This window comes from Nitratireductor sp. OM-1 (assembly GCF_003296175.1).
Lineage (GTDB): Bacteria > Pseudomonadota > Alphaproteobacteria > Rhizobiales > Rhizobiaceae > Nitratireductor > Nitratireductor aquimarinus.
This window is the reverse complement of record NZ_CP029208.1, coordinates 3,205,211-3,231,333: the sequence shown is the minus strand read 5'-3', so window position 1 is coordinate 3,231,333 and position 26,123 is coordinate 3,205,211. Positions and strand designations below refer to the sequence as shown.

At 61.1% G+C, this 26,123-nt stretch carries 30 protein-coding genes; 18 read left to right on the top strand and 12 right to left on the bottom strand.

Annotation, left to right across the window (positions count from 1 at the left end; genetic code table 11):
* The first annotated feature begins 21 nt into the window (after positions 1-21).
* Positions 22-438, top strand: a complete 417-nt coding sequence (gene dksA / locus DEJ54_RS15495; RefSeq protein WP_113155358.1) for an RNA polymerase-binding protein DksA — start codon at positions 22-24, stop codon at positions 436-438.
* 203 nt (positions 439-641) lie between these two features.
* Here the strand turns inward: dksA and DEJ54_RS15490 are convergent, their stop codons facing one another.
* Positions 642-1,601: a flagellar biosynthetic protein FliO gene (locus DEJ54_RS15490; protein ID WP_113155357.1), complete on the bottom strand. Its 960-nt coding sequence runs from the start codon at positions 1,599-1,601 to the stop codon at positions 642-644.
* 227 nt (positions 1,602-1,828) lie between these two features.
* Here DEJ54_RS15490 and cckA point away from each other — a divergent pair, with 227 nt between their 5' ends.
* Positions 1,829-4,414 carry a cell cycle histidine kinase CckA gene (cckA, locus tag DEJ54_RS15485; protein WP_113155356.1) on the top strand — a complete coding sequence of 862 codons (2,586 nt, stop codon included), beginning with the start codon at positions 1,829-1,831 and terminating at the stop codon, positions 4,412-4,414.
* A gap of 93 nt (positions 4,415-4,507) precedes the next feature.
* Here cckA and pncB read toward each other — a convergent pair whose 3' ends face one another.
* The gene (gene pncB / locus DEJ54_RS15480; RefSeq protein ID WP_113155355.1) at positions 4,508-5,812 is read right to left on the bottom strand and encodes a nicotinate phosphoribosyltransferase; all 1,305 of its coding nucleotides are present in this window, start codon (positions 5,810-5,812) and stop codon (positions 4,508-4,510) included.
* 321 nt (positions 5,813-6,133) lie between these two features.
* Between pncB and DEJ54_RS15475 the strand changes: the two genes are divergently transcribed.
* Entirely contained in the window at positions 6,134-6,403 is a 270-nt protein-coding gene (locus DEJ54_RS15475) for a hypothetical protein (protein WP_113156321.1), read from the top strand.
* 19 nt (positions 6,404-6,422) lie between these two features.
* Here the strand turns inward: DEJ54_RS15475 and DEJ54_RS15470 are convergent, their stop codons facing one another.
* Both DEJ54_RS15470 and DEJ54_RS15465 read right to left on the bottom strand, forming a co-directional pair.
* Entirely contained in the window at positions 6,423-7,955 is a 1,533-nt protein-coding gene (locus DEJ54_RS15470) for an acyl-CoA carboxylase subunit beta (RefSeq protein WP_113155354.1), read from the bottom strand.
* 107 nt (positions 7,956-8,062) lie between these two features.
* The gene (locus DEJ54_RS15465) at positions 8,063-8,503 is read right to left on the bottom strand and encodes a VOC family protein (protein WP_113155353.1); all 441 of its coding nucleotides are present in this window, start codon (positions 8,501-8,503) and stop codon (positions 8,063-8,065) included.
* Positions 8,504-8,729: 226 nt separating this feature from the next.
* Here DEJ54_RS15465 and DEJ54_RS15460 point away from each other — a divergent pair, with 226 nt between their 5' ends.
* The 4 genes from DEJ54_RS15460 to DEJ54_RS15445 are packed head-to-tail and all read left to right on the top strand — an operon-like array spanning position 8,730 to position 11,533.
* A complete protein-coding gene (locus DEJ54_RS15460) occupies positions 8,730-9,326 on the top strand; it encodes a cold-shock protein (RefSeq protein ID WP_113155352.1) in 597 nt (198 codons plus the stop codon).
* A gap of 34 nt (positions 9,327-9,360) precedes the next feature.
* A complete protein-coding gene (locus DEJ54_RS15455) occupies positions 9,361-9,888 on the top strand; it encodes a DUF192 domain-containing protein (protein WP_113155351.1) in 528 nt (175 codons plus the stop codon).
* Between the two features lie 24 nt (positions 9,889-9,912).
* Complete coding sequence (locus DEJ54_RS15450) at positions 9,913-10,677, top strand: alpha/beta fold hydrolase (RefSeq protein WP_113155350.1); 765 nt, start codon at positions 9,913-9,915, stop codon at positions 10,675-10,677.
* Positions 10,664-11,533 (top strand): alpha/beta fold hydrolase, encoded by an 870-nt coding sequence (locus DEJ54_RS15445; protein ID WP_113155349.1) that lies wholly within the window; start codon positions 10,664-10,666, stop codon positions 11,531-11,533. The genes DEJ54_RS15450 and DEJ54_RS15445 overlap by 14 nt, the downstream gene beginning before the upstream one ends.
* Positions 11,534-11,554: 21 nt before the next feature.
* Here DEJ54_RS15445 and DEJ54_RS15440 read toward each other — a convergent pair whose 3' ends face one another.
* Positions 11,555-12,355 carry an enoyl-CoA hydratase/isomerase family protein gene (locus DEJ54_RS15440; RefSeq protein ID WP_113155348.1) on the bottom strand — a complete coding sequence of 267 codons (801 nt, stop codon included), beginning with the start codon at positions 12,353-12,355 and terminating at the stop codon, positions 11,555-11,557.
* 108 nt (positions 12,356-12,463) lie between these two features.
* Between DEJ54_RS15440 and cysE the strand changes: the two genes are divergently transcribed.
* Complete coding sequence (gene cysE / locus DEJ54_RS15435) at positions 12,464-13,300, top strand: serine O-acetyltransferase (protein WP_113155347.1); 837 nt, start codon at positions 12,464-12,466, stop codon at positions 13,298-13,300.
* Positions 13,301-13,603: 303 nt separating this feature from the next.
* Positions 13,604-13,810, top strand: a complete 207-nt coding sequence (locus tag DEJ54_RS15430) for a DUF3126 family protein (protein ID WP_113155346.1) — start codon at positions 13,604-13,606, stop codon at positions 13,808-13,810.
* Positions 13,811-13,911: 101 nt separating this feature from the next.
* On the opposite strand, the gene DEJ54_RS15425 is transcribed toward DEJ54_RS15430, so the two are convergent.
* Entirely contained in the window at positions 13,912-14,580 is a 669-nt protein-coding gene (locus DEJ54_RS15425; protein WP_224873344.1) for a hypothetical protein, read from the bottom strand.
* Positions 14,581-14,759: 179 nt separating this feature from the next.
* Between DEJ54_RS15425 and DEJ54_RS15420 the strand changes: the two genes are divergently transcribed.
* A complete protein-coding gene (locus DEJ54_RS15420; protein ID WP_113155344.1) occupies positions 14,760-15,080 on the top strand; it encodes a hypothetical protein in 321 nt (106 codons plus the stop codon).
* A gap of 72 nt (positions 15,081-15,152) precedes the next feature.
* Entirely contained in the window at positions 15,153-15,680 is a 528-nt protein-coding gene (locus DEJ54_RS15415) for a gamma carbonic anhydrase family protein (protein ID WP_113155343.1), read from the top strand.
* A 200-nt stretch (positions 15,681-15,880) separates the two neighbouring features.
* Here the strand turns inward: DEJ54_RS15415 and DEJ54_RS15410 are convergent, their stop codons facing one another.
* Positions 15,881-16,495, bottom strand: a complete 615-nt coding sequence (locus tag DEJ54_RS15410; RefSeq protein WP_113155342.1) for a transglutaminase-like cysteine peptidase — start codon at positions 16,493-16,495, stop codon at positions 15,881-15,883.
* A gap of 228 nt (positions 16,496-16,723) precedes the next feature.
* Between DEJ54_RS15410 and DEJ54_RS15405 the strand changes: the two genes are divergently transcribed.
* Positions 16,724-16,861, top strand: coding sequence for a hypothetical protein (locus DEJ54_RS15405; protein ID WP_245447577.1), 138 nt, complete (start codon positions 16,724-16,726; stop codon positions 16,859-16,861).
* Between the two features lie 159 nt (positions 16,862-17,020).
* Here DEJ54_RS15405 and DEJ54_RS15400 read toward each other — a convergent pair whose 3' ends face one another.
* Together DEJ54_RS15400 and DEJ54_RS15395 are read right to left on the bottom strand one after the other, a co-directional pair.
* Positions 17,021-17,638, bottom strand: a complete 618-nt coding sequence (locus tag DEJ54_RS15400) for a PilZ domain-containing protein (protein ID WP_113155341.1) — start codon at positions 17,636-17,638, stop codon at positions 17,021-17,023.
* Positions 17,639-17,729: 91 nt separating this feature from the next.
* A complete protein-coding gene (locus DEJ54_RS15395; protein WP_113155340.1) occupies positions 17,730-18,368 on the bottom strand; it encodes a PAS domain-containing protein in 639 nt (212 codons plus the stop codon).
* A gap of 402 nt (positions 18,369-18,770) precedes the next feature.
* Here DEJ54_RS15395 and DEJ54_RS15390 point away from each other — a divergent pair, with 402 nt between their 5' ends.
* Complete coding sequence (locus DEJ54_RS15390; RefSeq protein WP_113155339.1) at positions 18,771-19,535, top strand: rhomboid family intramembrane serine protease; 765 nt, start codon at positions 18,771-18,773, stop codon at positions 19,533-19,535.
* Positions 19,536-19,630: 95 nt separating this feature from the next.
* Positions 19,631-20,062, top strand: a complete 432-nt coding sequence (locus tag DEJ54_RS15385) for a CBS domain-containing protein (protein WP_113155338.1) — start codon at positions 19,631-19,633, stop codon at positions 20,060-20,062.
* 36 nt (positions 20,063-20,098) lie between these two features.
* Here DEJ54_RS15385 and DEJ54_RS15380 read toward each other — a convergent pair whose 3' ends face one another.
* Positions 20,099-20,356, bottom strand: a complete 258-nt coding sequence (locus DEJ54_RS15380) for a YjhX family toxin (RefSeq protein WP_113155337.1) — start codon at positions 20,354-20,356, stop codon at positions 20,099-20,101.
* 310 nt (positions 20,357-20,666) lie between these two features.
* On the opposite strand from DEJ54_RS15380, the gene gatB reads away from it, so the two are divergent.
* The 4 genes from gatB (at position 20,667) to DEJ54_RS15360 (ending at position 23,994) form a co-directional block, all read left to right on the top strand.
* A complete protein-coding gene (gatB, locus tag DEJ54_RS15375) occupies positions 20,667-22,169 on the top strand; it encodes an Asp-tRNA(Asn)/Glu-tRNA(Gln) amidotransferase subunit GatB (protein WP_113155336.1) in 1,503 nt (500 codons plus the stop codon).
* Entirely contained in the window at positions 22,162-22,668 is a 507-nt protein-coding gene (locus DEJ54_RS15370; protein WP_113155335.1) for a GNAT family N-acetyltransferase, read from the top strand. Before gatB ends, DEJ54_RS15370 begins: the two co-directional genes overlap by 8 nt.
* Positions 22,669-23,053: 385 nt before the next feature.
* On the top strand, positions 23,054-23,452 hold the full coding sequence (locus DEJ54_RS15365) for an NADH:ubiquinone oxidoreductase subunit NDUFA12 (protein WP_113155334.1): 399 nt from the start codon (positions 23,054-23,056) through the stop codon (positions 23,450-23,452).
* 173 nt (positions 23,453-23,625) lie between these two features.
* The gene (locus tag DEJ54_RS15360; RefSeq protein WP_245447808.1) at positions 23,626-23,994 is read left to right on the top strand and encodes a DUF2155 domain-containing protein; all 369 of its coding nucleotides are present in this window, start codon (positions 23,626-23,628) and stop codon (positions 23,992-23,994) included.
* 34 nt (positions 23,995-24,028) lie between these two features.
* Here the strand turns inward: DEJ54_RS15360 and aat are convergent, their stop codons facing one another.
* Positions 24,029-24,649 carry a leucyl/phenylalanyl-tRNA--protein transferase gene (gene aat / locus DEJ54_RS15355; RefSeq protein WP_113155332.1) on the bottom strand — a complete coding sequence of 207 codons (621 nt, stop codon included), beginning with the start codon at positions 24,647-24,649 and terminating at the stop codon, positions 24,029-24,031.
* 123 nt (positions 24,650-24,772) lie between these two features.
* Positions 24,773-26,116, bottom strand: coding sequence for an acetyl-CoA carboxylase biotin carboxylase subunit (gene accC, locus DEJ54_RS15350; RefSeq protein WP_113155331.1), 1,344 nt, complete (start codon positions 26,114-26,116; stop codon positions 24,773-24,775).
* Positions 26,117-26,123: the final 7 nt, after the last annotated feature.

Sequence of the window (26,123 nt, the reverse complement as noted above, 5' to 3'; positions counted from 1 at the left end):
AAAACATCCCAGGGTGACTCGATGAATGAGCTCAGTAATGCTGAATATGTGCCCACCGAGGACGAGCCCTTCATGAATGATCGCCAACGCTCGTATTTTCGTGCGAAGCTACAGCGTTGGAAGAGCGACATTCTCAAGGAGGCGCGTGAAACCCTCGAGGCGCTACAACAGGAAAACGCCAATCACCCCGATCTCGCAGACCGGGCGTCGTCGGAGACCGACCGTGCAATCGAATTGCGCGCGCGTGACCGGCAGCGCAAGCTGATTTCCAAGATTGACGCTGCCTTGCAGCGCATCGAGGAAGGCACCTACGGTTACTGCGAGGAAACGGGGGAGCCGATTTCTCTGAAGCGGCTTGACGCGCGGCCGATCGCAACCTTGTCGATCGAGGCGCAAGAGCGTCATGAGCGTCGTGAAAAAGTTTATCGCGACGACTGACTGGCAGACAAAATAACGGTTAGGGCGTTAGCCCAGTTTTGTATGCGCCACGCCGCCGCGGCTGGCGCTTTTTCTTTGCCTGTTTTCCGGTTTGTCGACGCCCGCGCACTTTGGTTTTCGGGCATCAGCCTGGATGTGTGGCCTATGGCCTGCCCATCCCGCCCTTTGCGCAGAGATCGGACAAGCGAGACGTTTCTAAAAACCTAGTGCTTCTGTTCCGAGAGTTCTTCCAGAAGCTTGCTCATTTCATCCTCGAGCGTGTGTTCGCTCACCGGCTCTTCGATCTGGTCCCTTCGCGGAGCCTCGTCAGATCGCGTTTCCACGGGAGGATCGTTGCGCGTGGTGGGCATGGCCGCTCGCGGGGTGGATGCGATATGAGCGCGTTCCACATAGCGCTCGTCAGGTTCTGCAGGGCGCACATCTGTCGCCACCCTCTCGGGTGCAGCCGCGCGCGGCGGTGTAGCCATGCCGGCCAGCCGCGCTGGCTCCGGGGAGGTCGCGGAAGGCAGGGTGCGATGGTCGTGGTTCGGCGATACCGGCAACGGCGCTGGCCTCACGGGAATGGGCCGGGGGATGGACCGGCGCTGTGGCGCTTGTTCGCTGAGCGTTGGTGTGCGCTCGGCAATCTGAATGCTGGGCTCGGGCTCCTGCGCAGGTGGTTCCACCTCTCGCCGGGGCTCCGCCGGGGCCGGCTCGGGAGCCGTCTCCTGCAGCTCTGGCTCCTTACGCCCTTGCTCTGGGACCGCCCGTTGGCGAGTTTCCGGGCGCTGGCGTGTTTCGGGCCGGGGCATTTCCGGCTCTGGCGTTGCGCGCGGAGCCGGCTCACTCTGCCGCTGAGGCGCGACTGGCTCAATCCGCGCCGGGAGCTCTTTCCCGATATTGGCCTCGACGACAATGTCGCTGGGGCCACCGATCAGGATCAGATGTTCCACGTCGTCGCGGCGAACGAGCACCAGACGGCGATGATTGTCGACCGGCGTGGCGTCGGTCACCGCCAGTCGCGGCTGCTTGCCTCTGGAACCGGAGATGAACGTGCCTGCCGTAAAGCGCCGGTTCACGCGTACGAACACGAGAAGCACTATGGCGATTACAATGAGGATTATGGTCCAAAGGGCCGCAGTCGCGTTTGCTTCTCCAAAAATCCCCACGAGCCAGTCGCGCATTCGTTTACTCCAGTTTCCGTCAGATCAGACAAGGTATGCGTGTCACGCCATGGCAGCAAGCCGCCAGCAAAACTGTGGCCATTCAACAGAACATTTCGGGCAAAGAAAGGCGATTTGCGTTTCGATTACACGTGTGCGCTTGCAGATGGCGGGAGCCCTGATATATCCCGAATGGGTCGGGTTCGCGTGGAAGCCGGCGGGAATTGGGCGCGATAAACGGGAAACGCATGGCCAAGCAGACCGGGGGAGAAATCCACGCAGCACCGATCGTCGACCAGAGTTCGCGACCCGGTGCCATAACGCGGCTAATCATCTTCATTGTCGTACTGACGCTGTCTGCGGTTGCCTTCTCCGTGTTCCGCGACCGTCTGGGCGACCCGTTCCTGCTGGGGCTTTTGGGCGTTCTGGCGATGATCGGGGTGGGATTCCTGTTCGCAACGGCGATCGGCTTCGTGCAGGTCGCGCCGCGTTCAGCAGGCAGTGAACTCTCCAGGGCCTTTGTTGATTCCATGGAGGAGGGCCTCGTGGTTGCAGACACCAAGGGCCGCATCCTCTACGCAAACAATGCTTATGCCCAAATGACCGGTGCGACATCAGTTGCCGACGTGAAGACGGTCGATGGTCTGCTTTCAGACAATCCCGAAGCCGCGCCGGTGATCGAGAAGCTCGCCGCCGGTCTGCGCGATGGCCGGGCAGGGGATGGCGAGTTCCGTCTGACCCGTTCGATCCGTCCGGGCGGTGAACTGGGCGCGCGCTGGTACCGCACCTGGGCGCGTATTTTCAAACTGCCGGGATACCGTCAGCCGGTCTCCGCCTGGCAGATTGCCGACATTTCCGAGGAGCGCGCCGAGCAGGAACGCTTCTTCCTCGATCTCCAGAAGGCCATCGATCATCTCGATCACGCGCCGGCAGGCTTCTTCGCTGCCGACCCCGATGGCCGCGTCACCTATATCAACGCGACGCTCGCCGAATGGCTGGGCATCGATCTCGCCAATTTCGTGCCCGGCGCGGTTCGTCTGCCGCAGATCGTTGCCGGCGACGGCATGGCGCTGGTCAACGCGGTCAAGGCCGATCCGGGAACCGCACGCAATGCGGTGATCGATCTCGATCTCTCCACGATGGGCGGCGAGGTTCTGCCGGTGCGCTTCATGCATCGTGTCATGGCAAGCCGCGAAGGTTCTTCCGGTCCGACCCGCACCATCGTGCTCAACCGGCAGGTGGGCGAGGACGCCTCTGCGGATCTGCGCGCTTCCGAGGTTCGCTTCACCCGCTTCTTCAATTCGACGCCGATGGCCATTGCCTCGGTCGACCATGACGGGCGCATCCTGCGCACCAATGCGCCGTTCCTCTCGCTGTTCTCCCAGGTGGTCGACAGCGATGCGATGGAACGCCAGGTGCGTCTCGATGCCGTCATTCACGAGAATGACCGTGAGGCCTTTGCCAACGCTCTGGAACGGGCGAAGCACAGGCAGGCCGAGATTGCCCCCATCGACACCGTTCTGCCCGATGATGCCGAGCGGCATGTGCGCTTCTACGTCAATCCCGTCGTCGATCATGATGGTGCAGAAGGGGCCGAGGAAGCGGCCATCGTCTATGCCGTGGAGACCACCGAGCAGAAGGCGCTCGAAGCGCAGATGGCGCAGAGCCAGAAGATGCAGGCCGTGGGCCAGCTTGCCGGCGGCATCGCGCACGACTTCAACAATGTGCTCACCGCCATCATCATGGCTTCGGACCTGTTGCTGACCAATCATCGCCCGTCCGATCCGTCTTTCCCGGACATCATGAACATCAAGCAGAACGCCAACCGCGCCGCATCGCTGGTGCGCCAGCTTCTGGCTTTCTCGCGTCGCCAGACGCTTCGCCCGGAAGTGCTGAACCTGACCGACGTGCTGGCGGATCTGCGCATGCTTCTGGCGCGTCTGGTCGGCAACGAGGTGTCGCTTTCCATCGAGCACGGACGCGACCTGTGGCCGGTCAAGGCCGATATCGGCCAGTTCGAGCAGGTCATCGTCAACCTGACGGTGAACGCACGCGACGCCATGCCCGAGGGCGGTCAGCTGACGGTGCGCACGCGCAATATCTCGGCCGATGAATGCGCGCAGTTCCCCTATCGCGAGCTGGCAGTCGCAGATTATGTGGCCGTCGAAGTTTCCGACACCGGCACGGGCATTGATCCCGAGACGATCCGCAAGATCTTCGAGCCGTTCTTCACGACCAAGGAAGTGGGCAAGGGCACCGGTCTCGGCCTCTCCATGGTCTATGGCATCGTCAAACAGACCGGCGGTTTCATCTTCTGCGATTCCGAGCTGGGCGAGGGCACGACCTTCCGCATCTTCCTGCCGCGTTACATTCCAAGCGAGGCGGAGAAGGCGGCCGAGGAGGCAAATGCAGCAGCCGAAAACGGCGCCGCCAAGCCAAAGGAAGAAAACCGCGATCTCTCCGGCTCCGCGCGGGTGCTCCTGGTTGAAGACGAGGATGCCGTGCGCATGGGCAGCGTGCGCGCGCTCTCCTCGCGCGGCTACGAGGTGCATGAGGCGAGTTCCGGCGCGGAAGCGCTGGAGATCTTCAACGAGCTCGACGGCAAGGTGGATATCGTCGTTTCCGACGTGGTTATGCCGGAGATGGACGGTCCCACGCTGCTCGGCGAACTGCGAAAGGTGCAGCCGGACATCAAGTTCATCTTCGTCTCCGGTTATGCCGAAGACGCCTTTGCAAAGAACCTGCCGGAAGATGCGCAGTTCGGCTTCCTGCCCAAGCCCTTCTCGCTCAAGCAGCTTGCAACGGTGGTCAAGGAGATGCTGGAGGAAGGCTGAGACCGGCCCGTTTTGGCTCAATCAAAAAGGAAGGGGTGACTGGCAATGTGCCGTCACCCCTTTTTCTTGTCTCAGGCTCTGAAATTCCTGACCCTAGACCGAAACCGTGCGCCTCACACGGTTCTGCGTGCCGAACAGATCGATGTAGCGCTGGATCTCTGCTGGATCGCCGGTTGCCTTTTCCGGGTTGTCCGACAGTTTGACGGCGGGCCGGCCATTGGCCTCGCTCACCTTGCAGACCACGGAAATCGCCTTCAGCCCGTTGATCTCCGTGGGAGCGCAGTCCTCGAAATCATTGGTCAGGTTGGTTCCCCAGCCAAAGGCCATGCGAACCTTGCCCTGGAAGTGGTGATAAGCCGCCTCGATGGTCTCGACGTCGAGACCGTCGGAGAAGATCAGAAGCTTGTCGCGCGGGTCTTTTCCGTGTCTGCGCCAGAATTCCATGATGCGCTCGCCGCCTTCGATGGGCGGTGCGCTGTCGGGGCGGAAGCCGGTCCAGTCTGCCACCCATGGCGGTGCGTTGCGCAGGAAGGATTCGGTGCCGAAGGCATCCGGCAGGACGATCAGAAGATTGCCGCCATAATAGCTCTGCCAGTCTTCCAGCACCCGGTAGGGGGATTCCAGAAGTTCCCTGTCAGTCTTGGCAAGTGCGGCCAGAACCATGGGCAGTTCATGCGCATTGGTGCCGAGCGCTTCCAGATCCGTGTCCATCGCGAGAAGCACGTTGGATGTGCCGGTGAAGGAATCGCCGATCCCCTCCTTCAGGGCTTCCACGCACCAGCGCTGCCAGAGGAACGAATGGCGGCGGCGTGTGCCGAAATCGGAAATCTTGATTTCCGGCAGCTTTTTCAGCCGCTCCACCTTGGACCACACCTTGGCCTTTGCGCGGGCGTAAAGCACATCCAGCGCGAAGGGGCCAAGCGAACGCATGGCCGCGCGCGAGCGCAGCTCGTTGATGATGGTCAGCGCCGGGATTTCCCACATGGTGGTTTCCATCCAGCGGCCATGGAAATGCAGTTCATACTGCCCGTCGCGGCGGGTGAGTTCGTATTCCGGGAGCCGGAAATCGGCCAGCCATTTGAGGAATTCCGGCTGGAAGATCTGCTTGTGGCCGTAGAACGTGTTGCCGGCGAGCCAGATCATCTCCTTCTTGGTGAAGCGGATGGCGCGCGCATGGTCCAGCTGTTCGCGCAGCTCGCCCTCATCGATCTCGTCTGCCAGAAGAACCGTCTTGTTGCGGTTGATCAGCGAGAACGTCGCGTCGACCTTCGGATAGAGGCCCCAGATCATCTGCAGCATGAGCAGCTTGTAGAAATCCGTGTCCAGCAGGCTGCGGCAGATCGGGTCCACCTTCCAGGCGTGGTTGTAAACGCGTCGCGCGATATCGGTTTTCGGCATGGTATGCGTGTATCCTGCGAGTAAAGGCCACCGTTTCGCGGCATTCGTTCGGTTGGGCAGACCACAACGGCAGGCCACGATTGTCAACGACTACGTGATCCACTTTCGCGATCTTGCGACGAAAACCACACATGAATTCAACGACAAGTCGTTGAAGTTCAGTCAGGCCCCATGGCCGGAGTGGGCGTGGTTAATCGCTCGTTAACGAAAGAGGCAAACACTGAATGCCGGGAGGAGCCCAAGGAGGTGACGATGTTCAACTCTGGATCCACCCACCATGGCCGGTCACTGGCCGGTGCATTTGCCCTGATCACTTTCATCATGTGCCCGTATCCCGCCGAGACCCATGAGGCTCCGACCGGATGGCGCTACCCCTATGCCTGTTGCTCGGACCGGGACTGCCGCACCGTCTCCGATGCAGCGGTGACCGAAGGCCCGGAAGGCTACGTCATCAAGGTGACAGGCGAAGTCCTGCCTTACACCGACAGGCGCGTGCGCAACTCGCCGGATGGCGTGTTCCACTGGTGTTCGATGGCCGGTCAGGAAAACAGCCGCACCATCTGCCTGTTCGTGCCGCCGCGCGCATTCTGAAAGGCCCGTGCTGCACCGCCTAAAGCGGGATGTTGTCGTGCTTCTTCCAGGGGTTCTGGAGGTCCTTGTTGCGCAGCATTCTGAGCGCGCGGGCGATGCGCTGCCTGGTCGAGTGGGGCATGATGACTTCGTCCACATAGCCCCGCTCGGCGGCCACGAAGGGGGAGAGGAAACGATCCTCATACATCTTCGTGTGCGCCGCGATTTTTTCGGGATCGTCGATGTCCTTGCGGAAGATGATCTCGACCGCGCCCTTTGCGCCCATCACCGCGATCTGCGCGGAAGGCCAGGCATAGTTGATGTCGCCGCGCAGATGTTTTGACGCCATCACGTCATAAGCGCCACCAAAGGCCTTGCGGGTGATGACGGTGATCTTCGGCACCGTGGCCTCCGCATAGGCGAAGAGCAGCTTCGCGCCGTGTTTGATCAGACCGCCATATTCCTGCGCGGTGCCGGGCAGGAAGCCTGGAACATCGACGAAGGTGACGATCGGAATGTTGAAGCAGTCGCAAAAGCGCACGAAGCGGGCAGCCTTGCGCGAGGCATCGGAATCGAGAACGCCCGCCAACACCATGGGCTGGTTTGCCACAAAGCCCACCGTGCGACCTCCCACACGTCCGAAGCCGGTGACGATGTTTTTGGCGAAGGACGCCTGAATCTCGAAGAAATCCGCCTCGTCGCAGGTCTTCAGAATGAGTTCGCGAATGTCATAGGGCTTGTTCGCATTGTCGGGCACGAGCCGGTCGAGCGAATGATCCGCCTCGGTCACCGACTGGAAGCACTCCACTTCCGGCAGATCCGCCGTGTTCGATGTGGGCAGGAAGTCAATCAGGCGGCGCATCTGCAAGAGCGCCTCCACATCATTGTCATAAGCGCCGTCGGCTATGGACGACTTGACCGTGTGCACCGAAGCGCCGCCCAGCTCTTCGGCGGTCACGGTCTCGTTGGTCACGGTCTTCACCACGTCCGGACCGGTCACGAACATGTAGGACGTGTCGCGCACCATGAAGATGAAATCAGTCATGGCGGGGGAGTAGACGTCACCGCCGGCGCACGGACCCATGATGACAGAAATCTGCGGAATGACGCCGGAGGCGAGCACATTGCGCTGGAAGATTTCGGCATAGCCGCCGAGTGCCGCCACGCCCTCCTGGATGCGCGCCCCGCCGGCATCATAGAAGCCGATGATGGGCGCGCGATTCTTCAGGGCCATCTCCTGAACCTTGACCACTTTCTCCGCATGCGCCTCTGAAAGAGACCCGCCGAACACGGTGAAATCCTTGGCGAAAACGAAAACCGTGCGGCCGTTGACCGTGCCCCAGCCGGTCACCACGCCATCACCCGAGATGCGGCTCTTTTCCATGCCGAAATCTGTGGAGCGGTGCTCGACGAACATGTCGAATTCTTCAAAAGAGCCTTCGTCGAGAAACGCCTCGATGCGCTCGCGCGCCGTCAGCTTGCCCTTGGCGTGCTGGGCGTCGATGCGCCTTTGGCCTCCGCCTTCACGCGCAGCGGCGCGGCGGCGTTCCAGCTCGAGAAGAACCTCTTTCATGCTTGTCTCCCCCAAAGGCGATAAACGGTTCTCATGCTGGTAGCATGGCCGCATCGACAGGCAAATACGCCGTGCGTCCTAGATGACGCACGGCGCGTTTGCAGATTTTACCAGCTGCCCGTGTTTTCCATGGAAGCCCAGGGCTCCATCGGCTCCTTCGCACCGCCTTTCTGCAGCAGTTCGATGGAGATGCCGTCGGGCGAGCGCACGAAGGCCATGCGGCCATCGCGCGGCGGGCGGTTGATGGTGACGCCGGCCTTCATCAGGCTGTCGCACAGGGCGTAAATGTCGTCGACCTCATAGGCGAGGTGGCCGAAATTGCGCCCGCCATCATAATCTTCCGGATCCCAGTTATAGGTCAGCTCCAGCAATGGAGCGTGCTCGTCGGCAGCGCGCGCGCCGTCGGCGGGAGCGGAGAGGAACACCAGCGTGTAGCGGCCCTTTTCGCTCTCGGAACGGCGCACTTCGGTGAGGCCGAGCTTGTTGCAGTAGAAGTCGAGCGATGCGTCGATATCCTTGATACGGACCATCGTGTGCAGGTAGCGCATGTTTCCTCTCGCTTGCTGGTTTACGTATGCGGTACGGGCATCCTACCCGCGCCATCCGGCAATGTTGCACGTTAACCAATTGTGCCGCACTGCCGAAGACCTTCAAATCCAGTTGTTTTCACCTGTTGTTGAAAATCAGAAACTGGGTCTTGCTATGCCACAAAGCGCAAATGCTATCTTCGAACTACACAGTGAGTCGGGCGGACTTGAAAAAAGGCTTGATGGGATGGACGACAAGTCCTCGACAACCAAGAGGTACGAGGCTGGCGGTACGGCGCCAACGGCGGATGACGCTACGGAAGCCATTGAGCTGGTGGAGATCACCGGCGCGATCAAGTGGTTTGACGTGGCGAAGGGCTATGGCTTTATCCTCCCGGACGACGAAGAGCATGGAGATGTGCTACTTCACGTAACCTGCCTGCGCAAGGACGGCTTCCAGACGGCGCTGGAAGGCGCACGGATCGAATGCCTTGCCCGACAGGGCGACAAGGGCCTTCAGGCCTTCAAGGTCGTCTCCATCGACCTGTCGACTGCGGTGCACCCGAGTGAGGATCAGGAGCCTCGGACGCATGTCACTGTGGCCGCGGAAAGCGGTCTGGAGCGTGCGCTCGTCAAATGGTTCAACCGCACCAAGGGGTTCGGCTTCCTGACCCGCGGCGAGGGGACCGAGGACATTTTCGTCCACATGGAAACGCTGCGCCGCTACGGCGTGACGGAACTGCGCCCCGGCCAGGTTGTACTGGTGCGCTTCGGGCGCGGTGAAAAAGGCCTTATGGCTGCCGAAGTCTACCCCGATCTTGGCACGCTGAATGCCGCGCACTGATCATTGCGCGGCCTTTTTGACGAGAGTGCCGCCAATGTCGCATTTTTCCTTCCAGCCGGTTGAGGCTTTTCGTTCGTTGAGCCAGCGTGTCCTGCAGGCGTTTCTCGCGTCTGTTTTCCTTATTTTTCTCGCCGCTGGCGCTTTTGCACAGGGATCGGCCATGCGCCTGCCGGTCGATCCTGAACCGCTTGTCGCGGTCACGGCGGCGGGCGAGGTGCGTTTCGACATCGAAATTGCCGACGAGGCGCATGAGCGTCAGCGTGGGCTCATGTTCCGCCAGTCCATGCCGCAGGATCGCGGCATGCTCTTCATCTTCCCGGCAGAGGGCCGTCAGGGCTTCTGGATGCAGAACACACCGCTGCCGCTTGATCTTCTTTTCGTGGCGGCTGATGGCACGGTTCGGGCGATTGCGCCCGGCACGCCGTTCTCCACCGCTTCCATCTCGCCGGACGTTGAATCCCAATTCGTGCTTGAACTGGTCGCCGGAACCGCGCAGAAGACGGGGATCGAGGTCGGTGACCGTTTGCGCCATCCGCGCATAGAGGCCGCCGGCGCCCAATAGTCAGCAAGGGCGATTTTCCGGAAAATGAAGTCTTTCCTCCATGACGGGTTCGAGCTCGCTTTCATCGATGAAGGCCAGGGCGATCCCATTCTCCTCATTCACGGCTTTGCCTCCACGCATTTTGTCAACTGGGTTGCGCCGGGCTGGGTGAAGCCCCTGCGGGATGCGGGCTTCCGCGTCATCGCGATCGACAATCGCGGCCACGGAAAATCTGCCAAGAGCCATGACAAGGCGGATTACACGCCCGGTAAGATGGCGGGTGATGCAGCCGCTCTGCTCGAGCATCTGGGCATCGGGAAGGCGCATGTGATGGGCTATTCCATGGGCGCGCGCATCTCCGCTTTTTTGGCGCTTGAGCACCCCGAGAAGGTCGCAACGCTCATCCTTGGCGGACTTGGGCGCGGCATGATCGACGGCGTTGGAGAGTGGGACGAGATCGCCGAAGCGCTTCTTGCCGATGATCCGGATAGCATCACCTCCGAGCGCGGCCAGATGTTCCGCAAATTCGCCGACCAGACAAAGAGCGACCGCATTGCGCTCGCCGCCTGCATCGCCACGTCCCGCGAACTCCTGACCGCCGAAGACGCCGCGGCGATTGCGCAGCCGACACTGGTTGCCGTCGGCACTGTCGACGACATTGCCGGTTCGCCCGAAGGGCTGGCCGATCTGTTGCCTAACGGCACGGCATTTGCGATTGAAAGACGGGACCACATGCTGGCGGTGGGCGACCGGACATTCAAGGCGCGCGCGCTGGCGTTTCTGGAGGAGCACCCTCTTGATCGAACGTAAGGCGATTTCCTTTGTCGGGGCCGAAGGCAACAGGCTGACCGGCGATATCTGGGATGGCGGCGGTCAGCCCGTCGTTTTCCTGCATGGCGGTGGGCAGACACGGCGCGCCTGGGACGCCACGGCGCGTGAGGTGGCCGAGCGCGGCATGCGCGCCATCTCGGTAGACCAGCGCGGCCATGGGGAGAGCGCGTGGGTCGAAAGCGGCCGCTACGGGTTTCACCATTATGGCGAAGATACCGCTGCCATCTTCCGTCAGGTTCATGAACAGTTTCACATCAGGCCATCAGCCGTTGGCGCGTCGCTTGGCGGTCTGGCGTCCCTGACAGCGGAGATGCGGGACGGCCCGCTTCTTGATGCGCTCGTGCTTGTCGACATCACGCCGCGCCTCGATCCCAAAGGGGTGAACAAGATCCAGGGTTTCATGGGCGCGCGCATGGAAGAGGGCTTCGCATCGCTTGAAGAGGCTGCCGATGCAATCGCCGCCTATCTGCCGCACCGCGCGCCGCGTCGCTCGCTGGAGGGGTTGCGCAAGAACCTGCGGCAGGATGAGGATGGCCGCTATCGCTGGCACTGGGATCCCGCCTTCATCAAGGGGGCCGAGAGCATCAATTATGGCGCGGAAACGCTGATGCAGGAGCTGCTTGCGGGCCTGCCGCAATTGAGTCTGCCGGTGCTTCTGGTGCGTGGCATGCGTTCGGAACTGGTGCAGGAAGCGCATGCCCGGGAGTTCGTCTCCCTTGCGCCTGCCGCTTCCTATGTGGATGTCCGCGGGGCCGGGCACATGGTAGCCGGCGACCGCAACGATGTTTTCGCAACCGAGATTCTGAAATTTCTGGGCCGCGACGAGGCGGCCTAGAGCATTTTGCGGTCAGGCCGGTCAGCGTCCTGCAAAATGGGGCGGGCGGCGTTCGCGAAATGCGCGACGGCCTTCCGCATAATCCGCACTTTCGAACGTGATGTCGCCGAGCGCCTGAGCGCGTTCGGCTTCCTGCTCGTTGCAGGTCAGCGCCGCCGAAATCGAAACCTTCGATGCGCGGATGGAAAGCGGGGCATTGCGGGCAATGGTTGCTGCAAGGTCCGTGGCCCGGCTGATCAGCACGTCAGAAGGCACGACCTCCAGCAGGAACCCGCATTCGCGGGCGCGCGCCGCATCGATCCGCGCGCCGGAAAAGGAGAGGTAGCGCGCCATCTGTGCGCCTGCCGTGGCCACGATGTCGCCCATCGCCTCCACCGGATAGGCAAGGCCGAGCCGCGCTGCCGGTACTGAAAAGAGCGCATCGGGCGAGGCGATCCGCAGGTCGCAGGCCGCAGCAAGGCCAAAGCCGCCGCCGAAGCAGACACCGGAAATAGCCGCAATGGTCGGCAGATGCGTGTTGCGAATGGCTGCAAACGCGCCGGCATTCAGCATTTCGTAGCTGCGCGCGGTTTCCGCATCGCGCCGCACCGTGTCGAACTCGGAAACATCCGCGCCCGCGCAGAAATTGTCGCCCGCGCCGCGCAGAACCAGAACGCGCACTGTGTCGTCGGCCTCCAGTTCGCCGACCAGATCGATCATCGATCGCCACATGGCCTGTGACATCGCGTTCATCTTTGCTTCCCGGGAGATCAGAATGGTCGCGATGCCATTCGAGCGGGAAACACGTAAACCTGCCTCATTTTGCTGCGATTGGACCGTCATGCATCAATTTTCCTGTAGCTGCTGTCACAGTTTTTTGCGGTTCAATTACCTTGGCTTCTGACGTATGTTTGGCTTTAAGGCAAGGTTAGGCCTCTGGCGGAGAAATCGATGAACGCTCGCAACGCTATCCGTGAACGCAGTTCCGGCAAAAGCGCGCCTCAACCGGTGGACCCGATCTGGTACGCGGTCCGTGAAGAGGCGGAGGCCGCTGTCGCCAATGATCCGCTGCTTGCAGCCTTTCTCTATGCGACGATCCTCAATCATGACGATCTGGAAAGCGCGGTCGTACACCGGGTCGCCGAGCGGCTCGATCATCCCGATATGGGCGCGGACCTGATCCGCCAGACTTTCCACGCCATGCTCAATGCCGAGCCTGAATGGCGCACCACGGTGCGTGTGGATATTCAGGCCTATTACGACCGCGATCCGGCCTGCGACCGTTTTCTGATGCCGGTGCTCTATTTCAAGGGCTTCCACGCCATCCAGACCCATCGTCTGGCGCACTGGCTGTGGAAGGAGGGACGCAGGGATTTCGCGCTCTACCTGCAAAGCCGCTCGTCGGCCGTCTTCCAGACGGACATCAATCCCGGTGCGCGGATGGGCAAGGGCATCTTCATCGACCATGCAACCGGCGTGGTCATCGGTGAGACGGCGGTTGTCGAAGACGATGTGTCCTTATTGCATGCGGTGACGCTGGGCGGCACCGGCAAGGAAACGGGCGACCGGCACCCGAAAATCCGCCATGGCGTGCTGATCGGCGCTGGAGCGAAGATCCTCGGCAATATCGAGGTCGGCCATTGCGCGCGCGTTGCGGCGGGCTCTGTCGTGCTGAACGATGTGCCGGCTGCCAAGACCGTTGCCGGCGTGCCGGCGCGTGTCGTTGGTGAGTCGGGCTGCAGCGAGCCGTCCCGCTCCATGGACCAGATCCTGCACGGTCAGTCCTGAGCGCGTCTGCGGCGCTCATTCAGCTCATCTCTATTTTGTCAGGGCAGGGAGGTTTCCCGGCATCACGACTGGTGACTGTTCGCAGCAAAAACGTCTGTTGACCCGCAGAGGCTTTACGGCTGAAATCCCGGTTTCAGGGTTTACAGTGGCGCTGGCCTCATGTCAGAAGCGCCGCGATCACAGCAGGGCTACCGGGTGTTCGTACGGATATCCGGCGGGTCTGCATCAAATCTGAAGCTGTGCGTCGTGCTGTCCCGAAACCGGTCCGGTTTCACACGATGCGCCAGGCACTGGAGATGTTTCTTGAAGCCCGAAGAGATCCGAAAGCTCGAAGCGTATTTCAAACGTACCTTCAACAATGATGCGCTGACCGTGAAGGCGCGTCCGCGCAAGGACGATTCCTGCGAGCTTTATCTTGGTGACGAGTTCCTCGGTATCGTCTTCAAGGACGAGGAAGAGGGAGAGCTCTCCTACAATTTCTCGATGGCCATTCTCGACATCGACCTCTGAGCCGTTTCGGCCAGACGCATGCAGGCGCTTTTGGCGCGGCGGCGTGAATTCGAAAGCCCGTATGCGCTGTCGCATGCGGGCTTTTTTCTGCCAAAGGGGGCTTACAGCGGGGTCTTGATGTGCTCTGCGACCTTCCGGCGAATGTCCTTGTCCAGAAGCCGCCACTGGCCGAGCAGCGAGGCGGGAAAGCGGTAGGTCATGCTCAGCCGGTTGCCCAGGTTGATGTCGCGTTCGCACGGCGCGAGCGCCTCCCGCGCCGCAGTTCCTGTCAGGCAACGCGCCACGAAGGGTTCTTCCCCCGGTTCTGAAGCCGAAACCGCAAGGACTTCACCCTCATAGCCCGAGCCCTGTTTGAAGCGGTGAAAGCGAATGCTCTCCGGTCCGCCAACCGAGTGCGCCTCGATCACCTGCCGGTAGACGGGTTCAAGCCGGTTGCTCATGTCGCGCGACATCATCTGTTCCTCGAATGTCACAAACAGGATGCGTCGCGAACCGTCCACATGGTTGAAATCATCGCTTCGGTCAGGCGAATAGCCCTCGAGTTCGGGCCAGACCATGTAGACATCCAGACGCTGTCTCACACCATCCTGCCGTGCGGCCTTGAAGCGGATCATGTTTTCCGGAAATGTCAGCACATTGTTGCCGATGACGATCTCGCGCGGCTTCATGGACGCGGTGTGACCGGCTTCCGACAGCGTGTCTCCATACCACTGGCCGACAAACAGGATGCCGATGGAAAGCGCCAGCAGCAGCAGAAAGAACTGAAACACACGGCGCGCAAACCGGTTTCTTTGCACGGCGGCAGATGTGTTGGCAGCGCTGATGTCGTTTTCGGTCGTCAGTTTCGGATCCTCGCTTGTGTCTCGATACGGGACACGGGAATCGGCACGAAGTTTGCCTCAAAGGTTGTATTGACCTTGGGTTCTTATGGTAAAAGGAGCGTAAAGACATGGTCCATATCGGGCTTTGCGGGGCGGCGTTTGCCGCCGGACTTGTCTTTTGCGGTCTCCTTTCAAGTCTCTTTGAGCTTCTGACCGGCAGGCGTGTGCGCTTCCAGTCGCCCTTCATCGTTCGTCGGCGTGTTTTGCGATCCCTCGCGGTCATGCTGTGCGTGGGACCGGTCGTTTTCCTGCGTGAAGCGCTCGCAAGCCACAGGCAGAGGCTGATCGGGCATGGCGCGCTGGCGGGTGCGGCTTTCACGTCCGGATTATGGGTGACGGCGACCGGTGTGGTTGTTATCGAGGCGGTGCTGGCGGTCGGGCGGATTTGAAGCGGCGAAATGCAGATTCTGATTCCCGCCCGCGTGTTGTAGTGTGCCGCCTTAATCTACCGGGAGTTTTTCATGCCGATTTATGCGTTGGAGGGCGAGAGCCCGCAGTTCGAGGACAGGGACACAAACTGGATCGCGCCGGACGCCTCGCTGATCGGGCGTGTGCGGCTCGGTCGCAATGCGGGTGTCTGGTTCGGCGCCGTCCTGCGCGGTGACAATGAGCTGATCGATATCGGCGAAGACACCAACATTCAGGAACATTCCGTACTTCATACGGATATGGGCTTTCCGCTGGTCGTGGGGCGCGGCTGCACGGTCGGGCACCGGGCGATCCTGCATGGTTGCCGGATCGGCGAAAACAGCCTGATCGGAATGGGCGCGGTGGTGCTCAATGGCGCTGAGATCGGCAGGAACTGCCTGGTCGGGGCCGGCGCGCTCGTTACCGAGAACAAGAAATTCCCCGACAATTCGCTGATCGTCGGTTCGCCTGCCAAGGTCGTGCGTGAACTGGATGAGGAAGCGGTGCGCGGGCTCCGCTGGTCTGCCGATCACTATGTGAAGAACGGTCAGCGCTTTTCCGCGGATCTGAAGGAAGTCTGAGTTCCCGAAAAAGGTGGAGCCGACCCATGGGGTGGGCCGGCTCCTGACCCGGTCGTTGGGGACGGGGAGGTGGGGACTCGACCGGGTGTCCCGCAACGGATGCCGCCGGTCCGAAGATCGGGAGCGCGGCGTTCTCCGTTGGTGTTCAGAAAGACATGGGCGCGTTCAGTCGACTTCGCCCATGTGTTTTGTTGAGAAGATCAGCGGCTCGAAGCGACGCTGCCAACGGCGACGGGCTGTCCGTTGTTGATGTTGACCCACTTGCCCGAATGCGAAGCGGCCTGGCGCTTGAGATAGGTGTAATCCGTATCGCCCCACAGAGAGACGCGGGCTTCCAGATTATCGAGAATGAAATCGCCCATATTGGTGACCACGGTCAGAACGGCATGGCCGTCGCCATTGGGCTGGCGCACCACCGTGATCAGCAGATTGCCGGCAGGCACGCCGGCTGCCATCAGGCGGCGGCGCTTCTCAAGAACATAGTCCTCGCAGTCGCCATAGGCCGTCGGGTAGGACCAGTACTCTTCCACGCCCCACATCTCCATGTCGGTGCGCGGCAGAACCGTTGAGTTCACCGCATTGTTGACGTCGATCATGGCTTTCCACATCTCGCGCGTCAGCTTCACCGGGCGCGGGCGCGCCGTTGTCTGGTTGCACTCGACCGGCTCGCGCTGGCAAAGTTCATAGTGACCGATCGGCTGACTGGTGAAGCCACCGGTCTTCATGAAATTGGGTGTGGCGAACGCCCCCGTGGTGAACGCCCCGAATGCAAGTGCGGCGGCCGCGATCAGCCGTGCGCTCTTTGAATGCCCCATAGTCTTGTCTCCCCGTTTGAGAGGACAATGACACAGGGGAATTTATTCCAGGCAAAATTGCGAAGTATAAATCGCGCTAAATTCTATTTGTGTTTTGATCTAATCAATATAAAAATCGAATTATATTTGAATAAAATTTGTCTAAAATTGTAATGAAATTCGAAGGCGTCACGGCGCTCGGTTCGCGCCGCACTTCACGGGCGGATCGACGATGGAGAGGAGAGCGGCATGAATGGTGTGAAGGCTTTGGTGTTCGATGTATTCGGCACGGTGGTGGACTGGCGCGAAGGTGTGGCGCGCGAGGCGGCGATCCTTCCTGCGGCTGGATGTCCTGCATCGGAAAAAACTGGAAGCGATCCTTCCTGATCCGGGTATCGACGCCTCGCGCGTTCCCGCGTCCGCTGGAATATGGCAGCGGATCGTCACGCGATCCTGTCGCAGAACGGGACTGGGATGTGATCGTCTCGGACTTTGGAGAGCTGGCAGCGCGGATGGGTGCTTGGGTCGCTGTTACGAATGCAGCGGTCAGGCTTCCGTCGGCAGCGAGAACTCTGCTTCCAGCGCCTGACGGTTCTGGATGCTTGCAAATTCGATGGCGACGCCATCGTCGAAATGGCGCACCACCTGTCCGCGCATCGTGCCAAGATGAACCTGCGTTCCGCGTTCAGGCCGCACTTCGCTCTCCACGGCTGCGCCGGAAAGAGACAGGTCGATGATGCGGCAGCGATATTCGCGGCCGTCCGGCAGGCGCAGAACGCTGATCGGGTTGCGCGGTGCGATACGCTCATGACGGCGATCTTCCGGCAGGTCCAGCTCGTGCTTGTTGGCAAGCCATGTGAGCTGGGCTGCGAGTTTGTCGCGCTTGCGCTCGGAGGCAACCACCGTCATGGCGAAACCGTCGCGGTTGACGCGGATCACTTCGCCTTCAATGCGGCCGATATGATCGAGATAGGCAATCACGCGCTCGCCCTGCCTGCCCGAATGCTGTGCGATCAGGCAAACGTCGCCCGGTGACATGTCTGTCACCCGGCAGGGGTGTTCGCTGCGATCCTCAAGCATGAAGCGGCCATAGATCGACACCTTGACGCGCTGAAAGCTGCGTCTTTCATCGTCTGATGGGGATCGGTTGATCGCCGCTCTCATCGTGTCTTGCGCCCTTCGATCTGCAGATTCCAGCTGGCCCATGGGGCAGCGCGACACTACGCCTGATCCGTTAATAAGCGGTAAGGGGCAACTATTCGTTGCGCCCACCGTCGAAAACCACGAGATGGCGGAAGCGGCGGCCCTGGCCGGGTTCGATGAGGCTGTCGGTGATGGAGCGGCGCTCCGGCACCAGTGGCGGCACCTGGACGGCTGGCCGGTTCTTCAGGAGGGAGGGCTCGCGGTCGGCGTCGATGATCCGCAGCGAGGTGACTTCACATTCCACGATTGGTTCTGCGCCAAGCCAGAAAGGCTTGTGGCAGGCCAGCAGCGAGCCCATGGCGCGCGGGCTTTCCATGCCGCCTTCAAGCGGCAGAAGCAGAAGCTCGAAGGCTGCGGCATCGCCGCTCCTGTTGCGTCCCGCAAAGGAAAGAACCACCACGGATTTCATGTCGAACACGCTGCGCGCAAGCTTGCCGACCACGGCCTGATCACGGCCCGGCCACAGGGAGGCGAAGGAGAGGCCCTTGAGTTCCTTTCCGAATGTGGCGCACAGCCGGGTGCCAGCGAGGCGGAACACGGCTTCGCCGCGCGCATCGCGTTCCAGAATGAACGTATCGGCCAGCAGTGTCTTGATCTCTGCCGGCTCGACTTCCGTGCGCCTGGGGGCCGGACGGTTGCCACGCAACCTGTTCCAATATTGGAACAACGTCACCGAACCATCATGTTTCATGCCTCTTGGCTCCTTACTCTCGGCCCGGGCCTGTCCCATAGGCGGACAGGTGCAGGCATTTTCAATAGCGACATGTGGATGGGTGCAGGATGCGTGCCAAAGCGATGGGGGTTGTTCGCGCAGCCGCTCTGTTAGGGTTAACAAAGGGTTTAGATTGCGCGGGTTTCGGGCCGGTGGCAGTGTCCGGCCGTTAGCAAGACCGAATCAACCAGATCGCCATGCGTCCCCGTGGACGCCTGAAGGACGATCTGAATGATTGAGGGAGTAGCGGGGGCGCCCGATGCTCCAACTGACGGGCCGGGGCCGGTCTTTCTCACGAAAGCCGGAGTGGGGGCTCGACCAGGCCGTTCAGGTTCATCCTGAGCGGCTTTTTTCTTTTCCACGGGTCTGCTACGCAAAATCATGAACAGAGATGAAGAGCGGGCGATTCCTGAAGCGGAATCCGAAAATGGGTTTGAGCGGAACGGCGGTGATGGCAGGGAGCCGGTGTTCAACCTGGCGCCGGCCGTCACGGTCCTCGGCCTGATCTGCGTTGCAATTTTTGCCATCGAGACATTCTGGATGAGCATTGATCAGCAGGTCTGGCTGATGGTGCACTTCGCGTTTCTGCCGATCCGCTATAGCGGGCAGTTTGCGCTCGACACCTACGCTTTCATCAGCCCCGTCACCTATTCCTTCCTGCATGGAAGTTGGGGGCATCTTCTGGTCAACATGATCTGGCTTGCCGCCTTCGGGTCTCCGCTTGCCAACCGCATCGGAAGCGCGCGTTTCGTCCTGTTCTGGGTGGCAGGCGCGCTTGCCGCCGTCGGGCTGCATTACCTGCTCTATCCATCCTCGGCAGTGCCTCTTGTTGGCGCGTCCGGCTCCATTTCCGCGATGATGGGGGCTGCAGCCCGCTTTGCGTTCCGGGTGGATCGGCGTCAGCCCAAGCCGGCCTTCACCGGGCCGGTGCTTCCTGTCTCCCTGGTCGTGAAATCGCGCAGCGTCGTGGTGTTCCTTGGCGTCTGGATGGTGGCCAATGTGGTGACGGGCCTGATGAGCGGCACCGTGGTCAACGGTCCCCAGATCGCCTGGGAAGCCCATATCGGCGGTTTTCTCCTGGGTTTCTTCGGCATCCAGTTCTTTGATCGCCCGCCCGCGCGGCGTCAGGCTGATTTCCCTTCCTAAGGGCAGGATTTCGACGACGGCATAAGCATTCGTCTACTTGCAAAGCGCTCTTTCACGGCGCAACATTGCCCTGTTGCCAGAAGAAGGAGATTGCCATGACGGTGAAGGCCATTCTGGACGCCAAAGGGCGCAATGTGGTCACCATCGGTCCGGACAGGAGGCTGGCGGAGGCCGCCCAGCTTTTGTCTGAACGCGGTATCGGTGCCGTCGTTGTGACGGAGCCCGACGGGCGTATCGCAGGTATATTGTCGGAGCGCGATATTGTGCGCGTGATCGGGCGCGATGGCGCCGACATGCTTGAACAGCCAGTTTCTGCGGTCATGACCGCAAAAGTTCGCCGCTGCCATGAGCAGAACACGGTCAACGAGGTCATGCAGATCATGACCGAAGGCCGTTTCCGGCACCTGCCGGTGGAAGAGAACGGCAAGATTGCCGGCATCATATCGATCGGCGATGTCGTGAAAAAGCGCATCGAGGAGGTCGAGCGCGAGGCCGAAGACATTCGCAGCTACATCGCGACCGCCTGAACAGACAGAGGCTGCCTTTCGGCAGCCTCTTTTGTTTTAACGGTTATCGAGCTGTGAGCGGACCAGTTGAAGGCCGCGGCGCGTGATGCGGTAGGGACCGCTGTTGCGCGACTGGATTGCCCGTTTGCGTTTGATTTTTCTGAACAGTGTCAGGTCAAGGCCGGGAAACTGCCAGCCGTCACGTGTGATGCAGTTCAGTTCGAGAATCTGGCCTTGCTCGTCCTTTTCGATGACGATCCGGCCACCCTGCGCCAATATATGCAGGATGCGCTGCTCTGCGCGCGAAATATCCATATCTTGAAGTCCTGGAAAACCACTGGCGCGAACCAATGGGAAAACCACCGGCCAAATGGCCGGCAAACATCGCTGCGCCGCCTTGCGATGGCGCAGGGTTTCAAGGTTTTCTCGCCCCGACCCTGTGTTGGTTCAGGTTCGGGGCCCTACCGGGCCTCAAGATAGTTGGACATAAAAACTCCGTTGATGCTGCATTTCATAACGCAAACTGTGGCCGGAATAAAGCGCTTGGCTTGCCACGCGGGTATGTTTGGTCTAGCGAATGCGGCAGTCCATTCCGAACCATCCGACTGCACGGCACCGTGAAACCATGACACTCATCGATACACGCACGCCCGATCCCAAGCGTTTCATCTCCGGCGCTACCGGCGACTGGGAAATCATCGTCGGCATGGAGATCCATGCCCAGGTAACGTCTGAAGCAAAGCTGTTCTCCGGCGCTTCGACGACTTTCGGTGCTGCCCCCAATGCGAATGTCTCCCTCGTGGATGCGGCCATGCCCGGCATGCTGCCCGTCATCAACGAGGTCTGCGTCAAGCAGGCAATCCGCACGGGCCTTGGCCTGAAAGCGCAGATCAACCTGCGCTCGGTCTTCGACCGCAAGAACTATTTTTATCCGGACCTGCCGCAGGGGTACCAGATTTCGCAGTTCAAGCAGCCGATCGTCGGCGAGGGCAAGGTGACGGTTTCCGTCGGCCCCGCCAAGGACGGCTCGTTTGAGGAAATCGAAGTGGGCATCGAGCGCCTGCATCTGGAGCAGGATGCCGGCAAATCGATGCACGACCAGAATCCCACCATGTCCTATGTGGATCTCAACCGCTCGGGCGTCGCGCTCATGGAGATCGTCTCCAAGCCCGATATCCGTTCTTCGGACGAGGCCAAGGCGTTCCTGACCAAGCTGCGCACCATCCTGCGTTATCTGGGCACCTGCGACGGCAACATGGACGAAGGCTCCATGCGCGCCGACGTGAATGTGTCCGTGCGCCGGCCGGGCGGTGAATTCGGCACGCGCTGCGAGATCAAGAATGTGAACTCGGTGCGTTTTGTCGGTCAGGCCATCGAATCGGAAGCCCGTCGCCAGATCGCGATTCTCGAGGATGGCGGTTCCATCGATCAGGAAACCCGCCTGTTCGACCCGGCCAAGGGCGAGACGCGCTCCATGCGCTCCAAGGAAGAAGCGCACGACTATCGCTACTTCCCCGATCCGGATCTGGTGCCGCTGGAATTCGATCAGGCCTATGTGGATGCGCTTGCAGCCGACCTCACGGAGCTGCCGGATGAGAAGAAGGCGCGTTTCATCGAAGCCTTCGGCCTGTCCGAGTATGACGCTTCGGTCCTGATCGCCGAGAAGGCGACAGCCGACTTCTTCGAGAAGGTTGCAGAGGGACGTGACGGCAAGGCTGCTGCCAACTGGGTCATCAACGATCTGCTCGGCGCGCTGAACAAGGCCGGGCAGGGGATCGACGAGACACCGGTTTCGGCCAACCAGCTCGGCGCGATCATCGACCTGATCAAGAACGGCACGATTTCCGGCAAGATCGCCAAGGATCTGTTTGAGATCGTGTTCACCGAGGGGGGCGATCCGGTCGCCATCGTCGATGAGCGCGGCATGAAGCAGGTCACCGACACCGGCGCAATCGAGAAGGCCGTTGATGAAGTCATCGCCTCCAACCCGGAAAAGGTCGAGCAGGCCAAGGCCAAGCCGACGCTGGCCGGCTGGTTCGTCGGTCAGGTGATGAAAGCCACCGGTGGCAAGGCCAACCCGCAGGCCGTCAACGCGCTGGTGAAGGAAAAGCTCGGCATCAATGATTGATGCCGGCGGTTATTTTGTCCGCACGGCCGGCGAGCGTGACTTGCCGGCCGTGCGAGCGCTCCTCGTGGAAACCTGGCACGACACCTATGACGCGATCTACGGCCGCGAGCGTGTGGATGAGATCACCGGTGCCTGGCACTCCATCGAGGCTCTGAGGGCGCGGCTGAAACAGCCGCACTCCGAATTCGTTCTGGCAGACAATGGCAGCGATATCGGCGGTATGGCCTTCGCCGTCGCCGAGCATGAAGGCAAATCCATAAAGCTGCATCAGCTTTACGTCCGTTCGGCCTGCCAGGGGCGTGGCATCGGTCTGGCCCTGTTCGACGAGGTGGCGATCTGCTTTCCCGAGGCGCGCGAAATCACGCTCCAAGTGGAAGAGGCCAATGGCCGGGCGCGTGGCTTCTATGAGCATCTGGGATTTGAGCAGATGGGCCAGAGCGAGGATTGCGGCAGCGCCGGTTTCGATATCCCGGCTCTGATCTACCGCAGACTGCTTTAGGGAAGGGGCCACAAGACAGGCTCCCCGACGCAGGGCTCGGCCCTGATTCGAGACCGAATCCTTTTGTCAGCCGGCTATCCCTCTTGCGGCATTCGCGCGCATCAGGCCTCATGCCGGCGACAGGCGTGGGCTTTGACCGCTGCGCGGAAGGCGCTCTCCATCCGGTCCCCGGAAACCACGTCCTCGCTGCGCTTCCGGCTTTTCCAGCCATGAGACAGGTGAGGGGCAAAACCCCTTTGCCGGCCCGAAAACAGCCGTGATACGGCGAATGCGATGAAATGAACTTTGAGCAATCCGTAACGGGCCTTGCCTTCTGGCGATGCGGACGCCATAACGCAACTCACGAGCCATCTCGAACGATGATAGCGAGCGACTTGAGGACGCCATGAAGAAGTTCCTGCTTCAGTTTTTCACCTGGTGGAATGGCCAGACACTGGGCACCCGCTTCCACACGTGGCGCAAGGGCACGCGCGTCGGTGAAGACGAGTTCGGCAACATCTATTACGAAGGCGGCAAGGATTCCGAAGGGCGCACGCGCCGTTGGGTAATCTATAACGGCATTTCCGATGCGTCTCTGGTTCCCGCTGGCTGGCACGGCTGGCTGCACCACCGTGTCGATGTTGCGCCGGTGAACGAAAACTACACGCCGCGCGAATGGCAGAAGCCGCATCAGCCGAATCTCACGGGCACCCCCGCCGCCTATCGTCCGCAGGGATCGATTGCGACCGGCAAGGAACGCCCGCGCGTGACCGGCGACTATGATGCGTGGACGCCCGGCGGTTGAAGCCGCGCGCTGTTCTTGCCACAATTTAACATTAGTTGTGCGCCTTCCCATGGACTTGGTGATTCTGCCGGTCTATCCCGGATGACAAGCGAACAGGACGGGTGTCGAGCCACATGAATTCAGGCCTCAAGAAGAAAGCCGGTTTCAGGCTTGTTGCAGCGCTGGGACTGGGAATGGCGACGTTTGCCGCCCTGCCGGCACATGCAGAGCGTTTGCAGCACCCGGTGGCCGAATTCACCGGCATCGACAAGATTACCGGCCGCATCATCTCCTTCGACGTCTATATGCATGAGACCGTCCAGTTTGGCGCTCTGCAGGTGACGCCGCGCGTCTGCTACAGCTCCGAGGAGACCGAGGAGCCGCGCACCGACGCTTTCGTGGAAGTGGACGAGATCACGCTGGACCGTGAGATCCGCCGCATCTTCACCGGCTGGATGCTGGCCGAAAGCCCGGGCCTCAATGCCGTAGAGCACGCGGTTTATGACGTGTGGCTCAAGGCCTGCAAGGAAGACACGGAAGTCCCGCCGCCGGACGCGGACTGAGTGAAACCCTACTGATTTCCATCGACGCGGACTGTCAGGGGCTGAAGCGCGCTTCGCCCTTTTGCAGCGCGTCCTGAAGCATCTGCTCATAGCGGCTGCGGGGCACGTCGATCGCGCCGAACTGTTTTAGGTGCGGCGTTGTGAACTGCGTGTCGAGCAATGTGAAGCCGCGTTCGCGCAGCCGCTCGACCAGATGCACAAGGCAGACCTTGGAGGCGTCGGTCTGGCGCGAAAACATGCTCTCGCCGAAGAAGGCGCGGCCAAGCGTGACGCCGTAGAGCCCGCCAACCAGCCCTTCATCCGTCCAGGCTTCCACCGTGTGGCAGTGCCCGTTCTCGAATAGAAGCCCGTAGGCTTCGCGGATGGGCGTGTTGATCCATGTGTCGTCGGTATCGCGCCGCGCCTCTGCACAGCCTTCTATGACACCCTCAAAGTCCGTATCGAAGGCGATGCGGAAGGGCGCGCGGCGCAGCGTCTTGGCGAGGCTTTTGGGGATGTGAAAGGAATCGAGCGGGATGACCCCGCGCATTTCCGGCCGCACCCAGAAAACCTCCGGGTCATCGGCACTTTCCGCCATCGGGAAAACCCCGGTGGCGTAAGCGCGAAGAAGAAGATCCGGAGGGATCCGAAATCCTGGTGCGAAAGGTCGTGCCATCGTGCTCAACCGGCCAGATCGCCGGAGAATCACATGGGGCGGCGAGCTTTGGATCGCCCGGCGTCCACTGGACGCACAAAGGGCGATCTCAATCACTGACAGAGAAACGGGGTAACCGAAACTCTAGCTCGTTTTCGCCAGGTAATTCTCCAGCCAGTGGATGTCGTAATCGCCATTGGCGATATCGGGATTGCCGACCAGATCCTGGAACAGCGGAAGCGTGGTCTTGATGCCGTCGACGACGAACTCGTCCAGCGCGCGGCGCAGACGCATCATGCACTCGACGCGGTTGCGTCCATGCACGATCAGCTTGCCGATCAGGCTGTCGTAGTAAGGCGGGATGCGGTAGCCCGAATAGACGCCCGAATCGACGCGGATGCCAAGACCGCCCGGCGTATGGAAATGCGTGATCGTGCCCGGCGAGGGGGTGAAGGTGCGCGGGTCTTCCGCATTGATGCGGCACTCGATGGCATGGCCCTCGAAACGCACCTCATCCTGCGTGCAGGACAGTCCACCGCCGGAAGCGACGCGGATCTGCTCATGCACCAGATCGATGCCGGTGATGGCTTCCGTCACCGGATGCTCCACCTGCAGGCGGGTGTTCATCTCGATGAAGTAGAATTCGCCATTCTCGTAGAGGAACTCGATCGTGCCCGCGCCGGAATAGCCGAGATCGGCAATGGCCTTGGAGACGATTTCGCCGATGCGGTTGCGCTGCTCGACATTGAGGGCAGGCGAGTTGGCCTCTTCCCACACCTTCTGGTGACGGCGCTGCAGCGAGCAGTCGCGTTCACCCAGATGGATCGCGTTGCCCGCGCCATCGCCCATCACCTGAACCTCGATGTGGCGCGGCTTTTCGAGATATTTCTCGATGTACACCGCGTCGTCACCGAAGGCCGCACCCGCTTCCGTGCGGGCGGTGGAGAGCGCCTCGGCAAGATCAGCCTCGGTGCGCGCAACCTTCATGCCGCGTCCGCCACCGCCGGCCGATGCCTTGATCAGCACCGGATAGCCGATATCGGCGGCAATGCGCTTGGCTTCCACATCGTCGGTCACGGCGCCATCGGAGCCGGGAACCACGGGAATGCCAAGAGCCTTCACCGTCTTCTTGGCGGTGATCTTGTCACCCATGATGCGGATGTGGTCGGCCGAGGGGCCGATGAAGGTGAGATTGTGTGCGGCCAGAATTTCGGAGAACTTGGCGTTTTCCGAAAGGAAGCCGTAGCCCGGATGCACGGCGTCGGCGCCGGTGATCTCGCAGGCGGCCAGAATCTGATGAATGTTCAGATAGCTGTCGCGCGAGGGCGGCGGCCCGATGCATACGCTCTCGTCGGCAAGGCGCACATGCATCGCATCCGCGTCCGCCGTGGAGTGCACGGCTACGGTCTGGATGCCGAGCTCCTTGGCGGCGCGCAGTACGCGCAGGGCGATTTCGCCGCGATTGGCGATGAGGATCTTGTGAAACATGCGCGCC

Excerpts from the sequence above, each read along its gene's own strand:
- dksA (WP_113155358.1), top strand. The coding sequence starts at position 22 with ATGAATGAGCTCAGTAATGCTGAATATGTGCCCACCGAGGACGAGCCC.
- DEJ54_RS15490 (WP_113155357.1), bottom strand. The coding sequence starts at position 1,601 with ATGCGCGACTGGCTCGTGGGGATTTTTGGAGAAGCAAACGCGACTGCG.
- cckA (WP_113155356.1), top strand. The coding sequence starts at position 1,829 with ATGGCCAAGCAGACCGGGGGAGAAATCCACGCAGCACCGATCGTCGAC.
- pncB (WP_113155355.1), bottom strand. The coding sequence starts at position 5,812 with ATGCCGAAAACCGATATCGCGCGACGCGTTTACAACCACGCCTGGAAG.
- DEJ54_RS15475 (WP_113156321.1), top strand. The coding sequence starts at position 6,134 with ATGTGCCCGTATCCCGCCGAGACCCATGAGGCTCCGACCGGATGGCGC.
- DEJ54_RS15470 (WP_113155354.1), bottom strand. The coding sequence starts at position 7,955 with ATGAAAGAGGTTCTTCTCGAGCTGGAACGCCGCCGCGCCGCTGCGCGT.
- DEJ54_RS15465 (WP_113155353.1), bottom strand. The coding sequence starts at position 8,503 with ATGCGCTACCTGCACACGATGGTCCGTATCAAGGATATCGACGCATCG.
- DEJ54_RS15460 (WP_113155352.1), top strand. The coding sequence starts at position 8,730 with ATGGACGACAAGTCCTCGACAACCAAGAGGTACGAGGCTGGCGGTACG.
- DEJ54_RS15455 (WP_113155351.1), top strand. The coding sequence starts at position 9,361 with ATGTCGCATTTTTCCTTCCAGCCGGTTGAGGCTTTTCGTTCGTTGAGC.
- DEJ54_RS15450 (WP_113155350.1), top strand. The coding sequence starts at position 9,913 with ATGAAGTCTTTCCTCCATGACGGGTTCGAGCTCGCTTTCATCGATGAA.
- DEJ54_RS15440 (WP_113155348.1), bottom strand. The coding sequence starts at position 12,355 with ATGACGGTCCAATCGCAGCAAAATGAGGCAGGTTTACGTGTTTCCCGC.
- cysE (WP_113155347.1), top strand. The coding sequence starts at position 12,464 with ATGAACGCTCGCAACGCTATCCGTGAACGCAGTTCCGGCAAAAGCGCG.
- DEJ54_RS15420 (WP_113155344.1), top strand. The coding sequence starts at position 14,760 with ATGGTCCATATCGGGCTTTGCGGGGCGGCGTTTGCCGCCGGACTTGTC.
- DEJ54_RS15415 (WP_113155343.1), top strand. The coding sequence starts at position 15,153 with ATGCCGATTTATGCGTTGGAGGGCGAGAGCCCGCAGTTCGAGGACAGG.
- DEJ54_RS15410 (WP_113155342.1), bottom strand. The coding sequence starts at position 16,495 with ATGGGGCATTCAAAGAGCGCACGGCTGATCGCGGCCGCCGCACTTGCA.
- DEJ54_RS15405 (WP_245447577.1), top strand. The coding sequence starts at position 16,724 with ATGAATGGTGTGAAGGCTTTGGTGTTCGATGTATTCGGCACGGTGGTG.
- DEJ54_RS15400 (WP_113155341.1), bottom strand. The coding sequence starts at position 17,638 with ATGAGAGCGGCGATCAACCGATCCCCATCAGACGATGAAAGACGCAGC.
- DEJ54_RS15395 (WP_113155340.1), bottom strand. The coding sequence starts at position 18,368 with ATGAAACATGATGGTTCGGTGACGTTGTTCCAATATTGGAACAGGTTG.
- DEJ54_RS15390 (WP_113155339.1), top strand. The coding sequence starts at position 18,771 with ATGAACAGAGATGAAGAGCGGGCGATTCCTGAAGCGGAATCCGAAAAT.
- DEJ54_RS15385 (WP_113155338.1), top strand. The coding sequence starts at position 19,631 with ATGACGGTGAAGGCCATTCTGGACGCCAAAGGGCGCAATGTGGTCACC.
- DEJ54_RS15380 (WP_113155337.1), bottom strand. The coding sequence starts at position 20,356 with ATGGATATTTCGCGCGCAGAGCAGCGCATCCTGCATATATTGGCGCAG.
- gatB (WP_113155336.1), top strand. The coding sequence starts at position 20,667 with ATGACACTCATCGATACACGCACGCCCGATCCCAAGCGTTTCATCTCC.
- DEJ54_RS15370 (WP_113155335.1), top strand. The coding sequence starts at position 22,162 with ATGATTGATGCCGGCGGTTATTTTGTCCGCACGGCCGGCGAGCGTGAC.
- DEJ54_RS15365 (WP_113155334.1), top strand. The coding sequence starts at position 23,054 with ATGAAGAAGTTCCTGCTTCAGTTTTTCACCTGGTGGAATGGCCAGACA.
- DEJ54_RS15360 (WP_245447808.1), top strand. The coding sequence starts at position 23,626 with ATGGCGACGTTTGCCGCCCTGCCGGCACATGCAGAGCGTTTGCAGCAC.
- aat (WP_113155332.1), bottom strand. The coding sequence starts at position 24,649 with ATGGCACGACCTTTCGCACCAGGATTTCGGATCCCTCCGGATCTTCTT.
- accC (WP_113155331.1), bottom strand. The coding sequence starts at position 26,116 with ATGTTTCACAAGATCCTCATCGCCAATCGCGGCGAAATCGCCCTGCGC.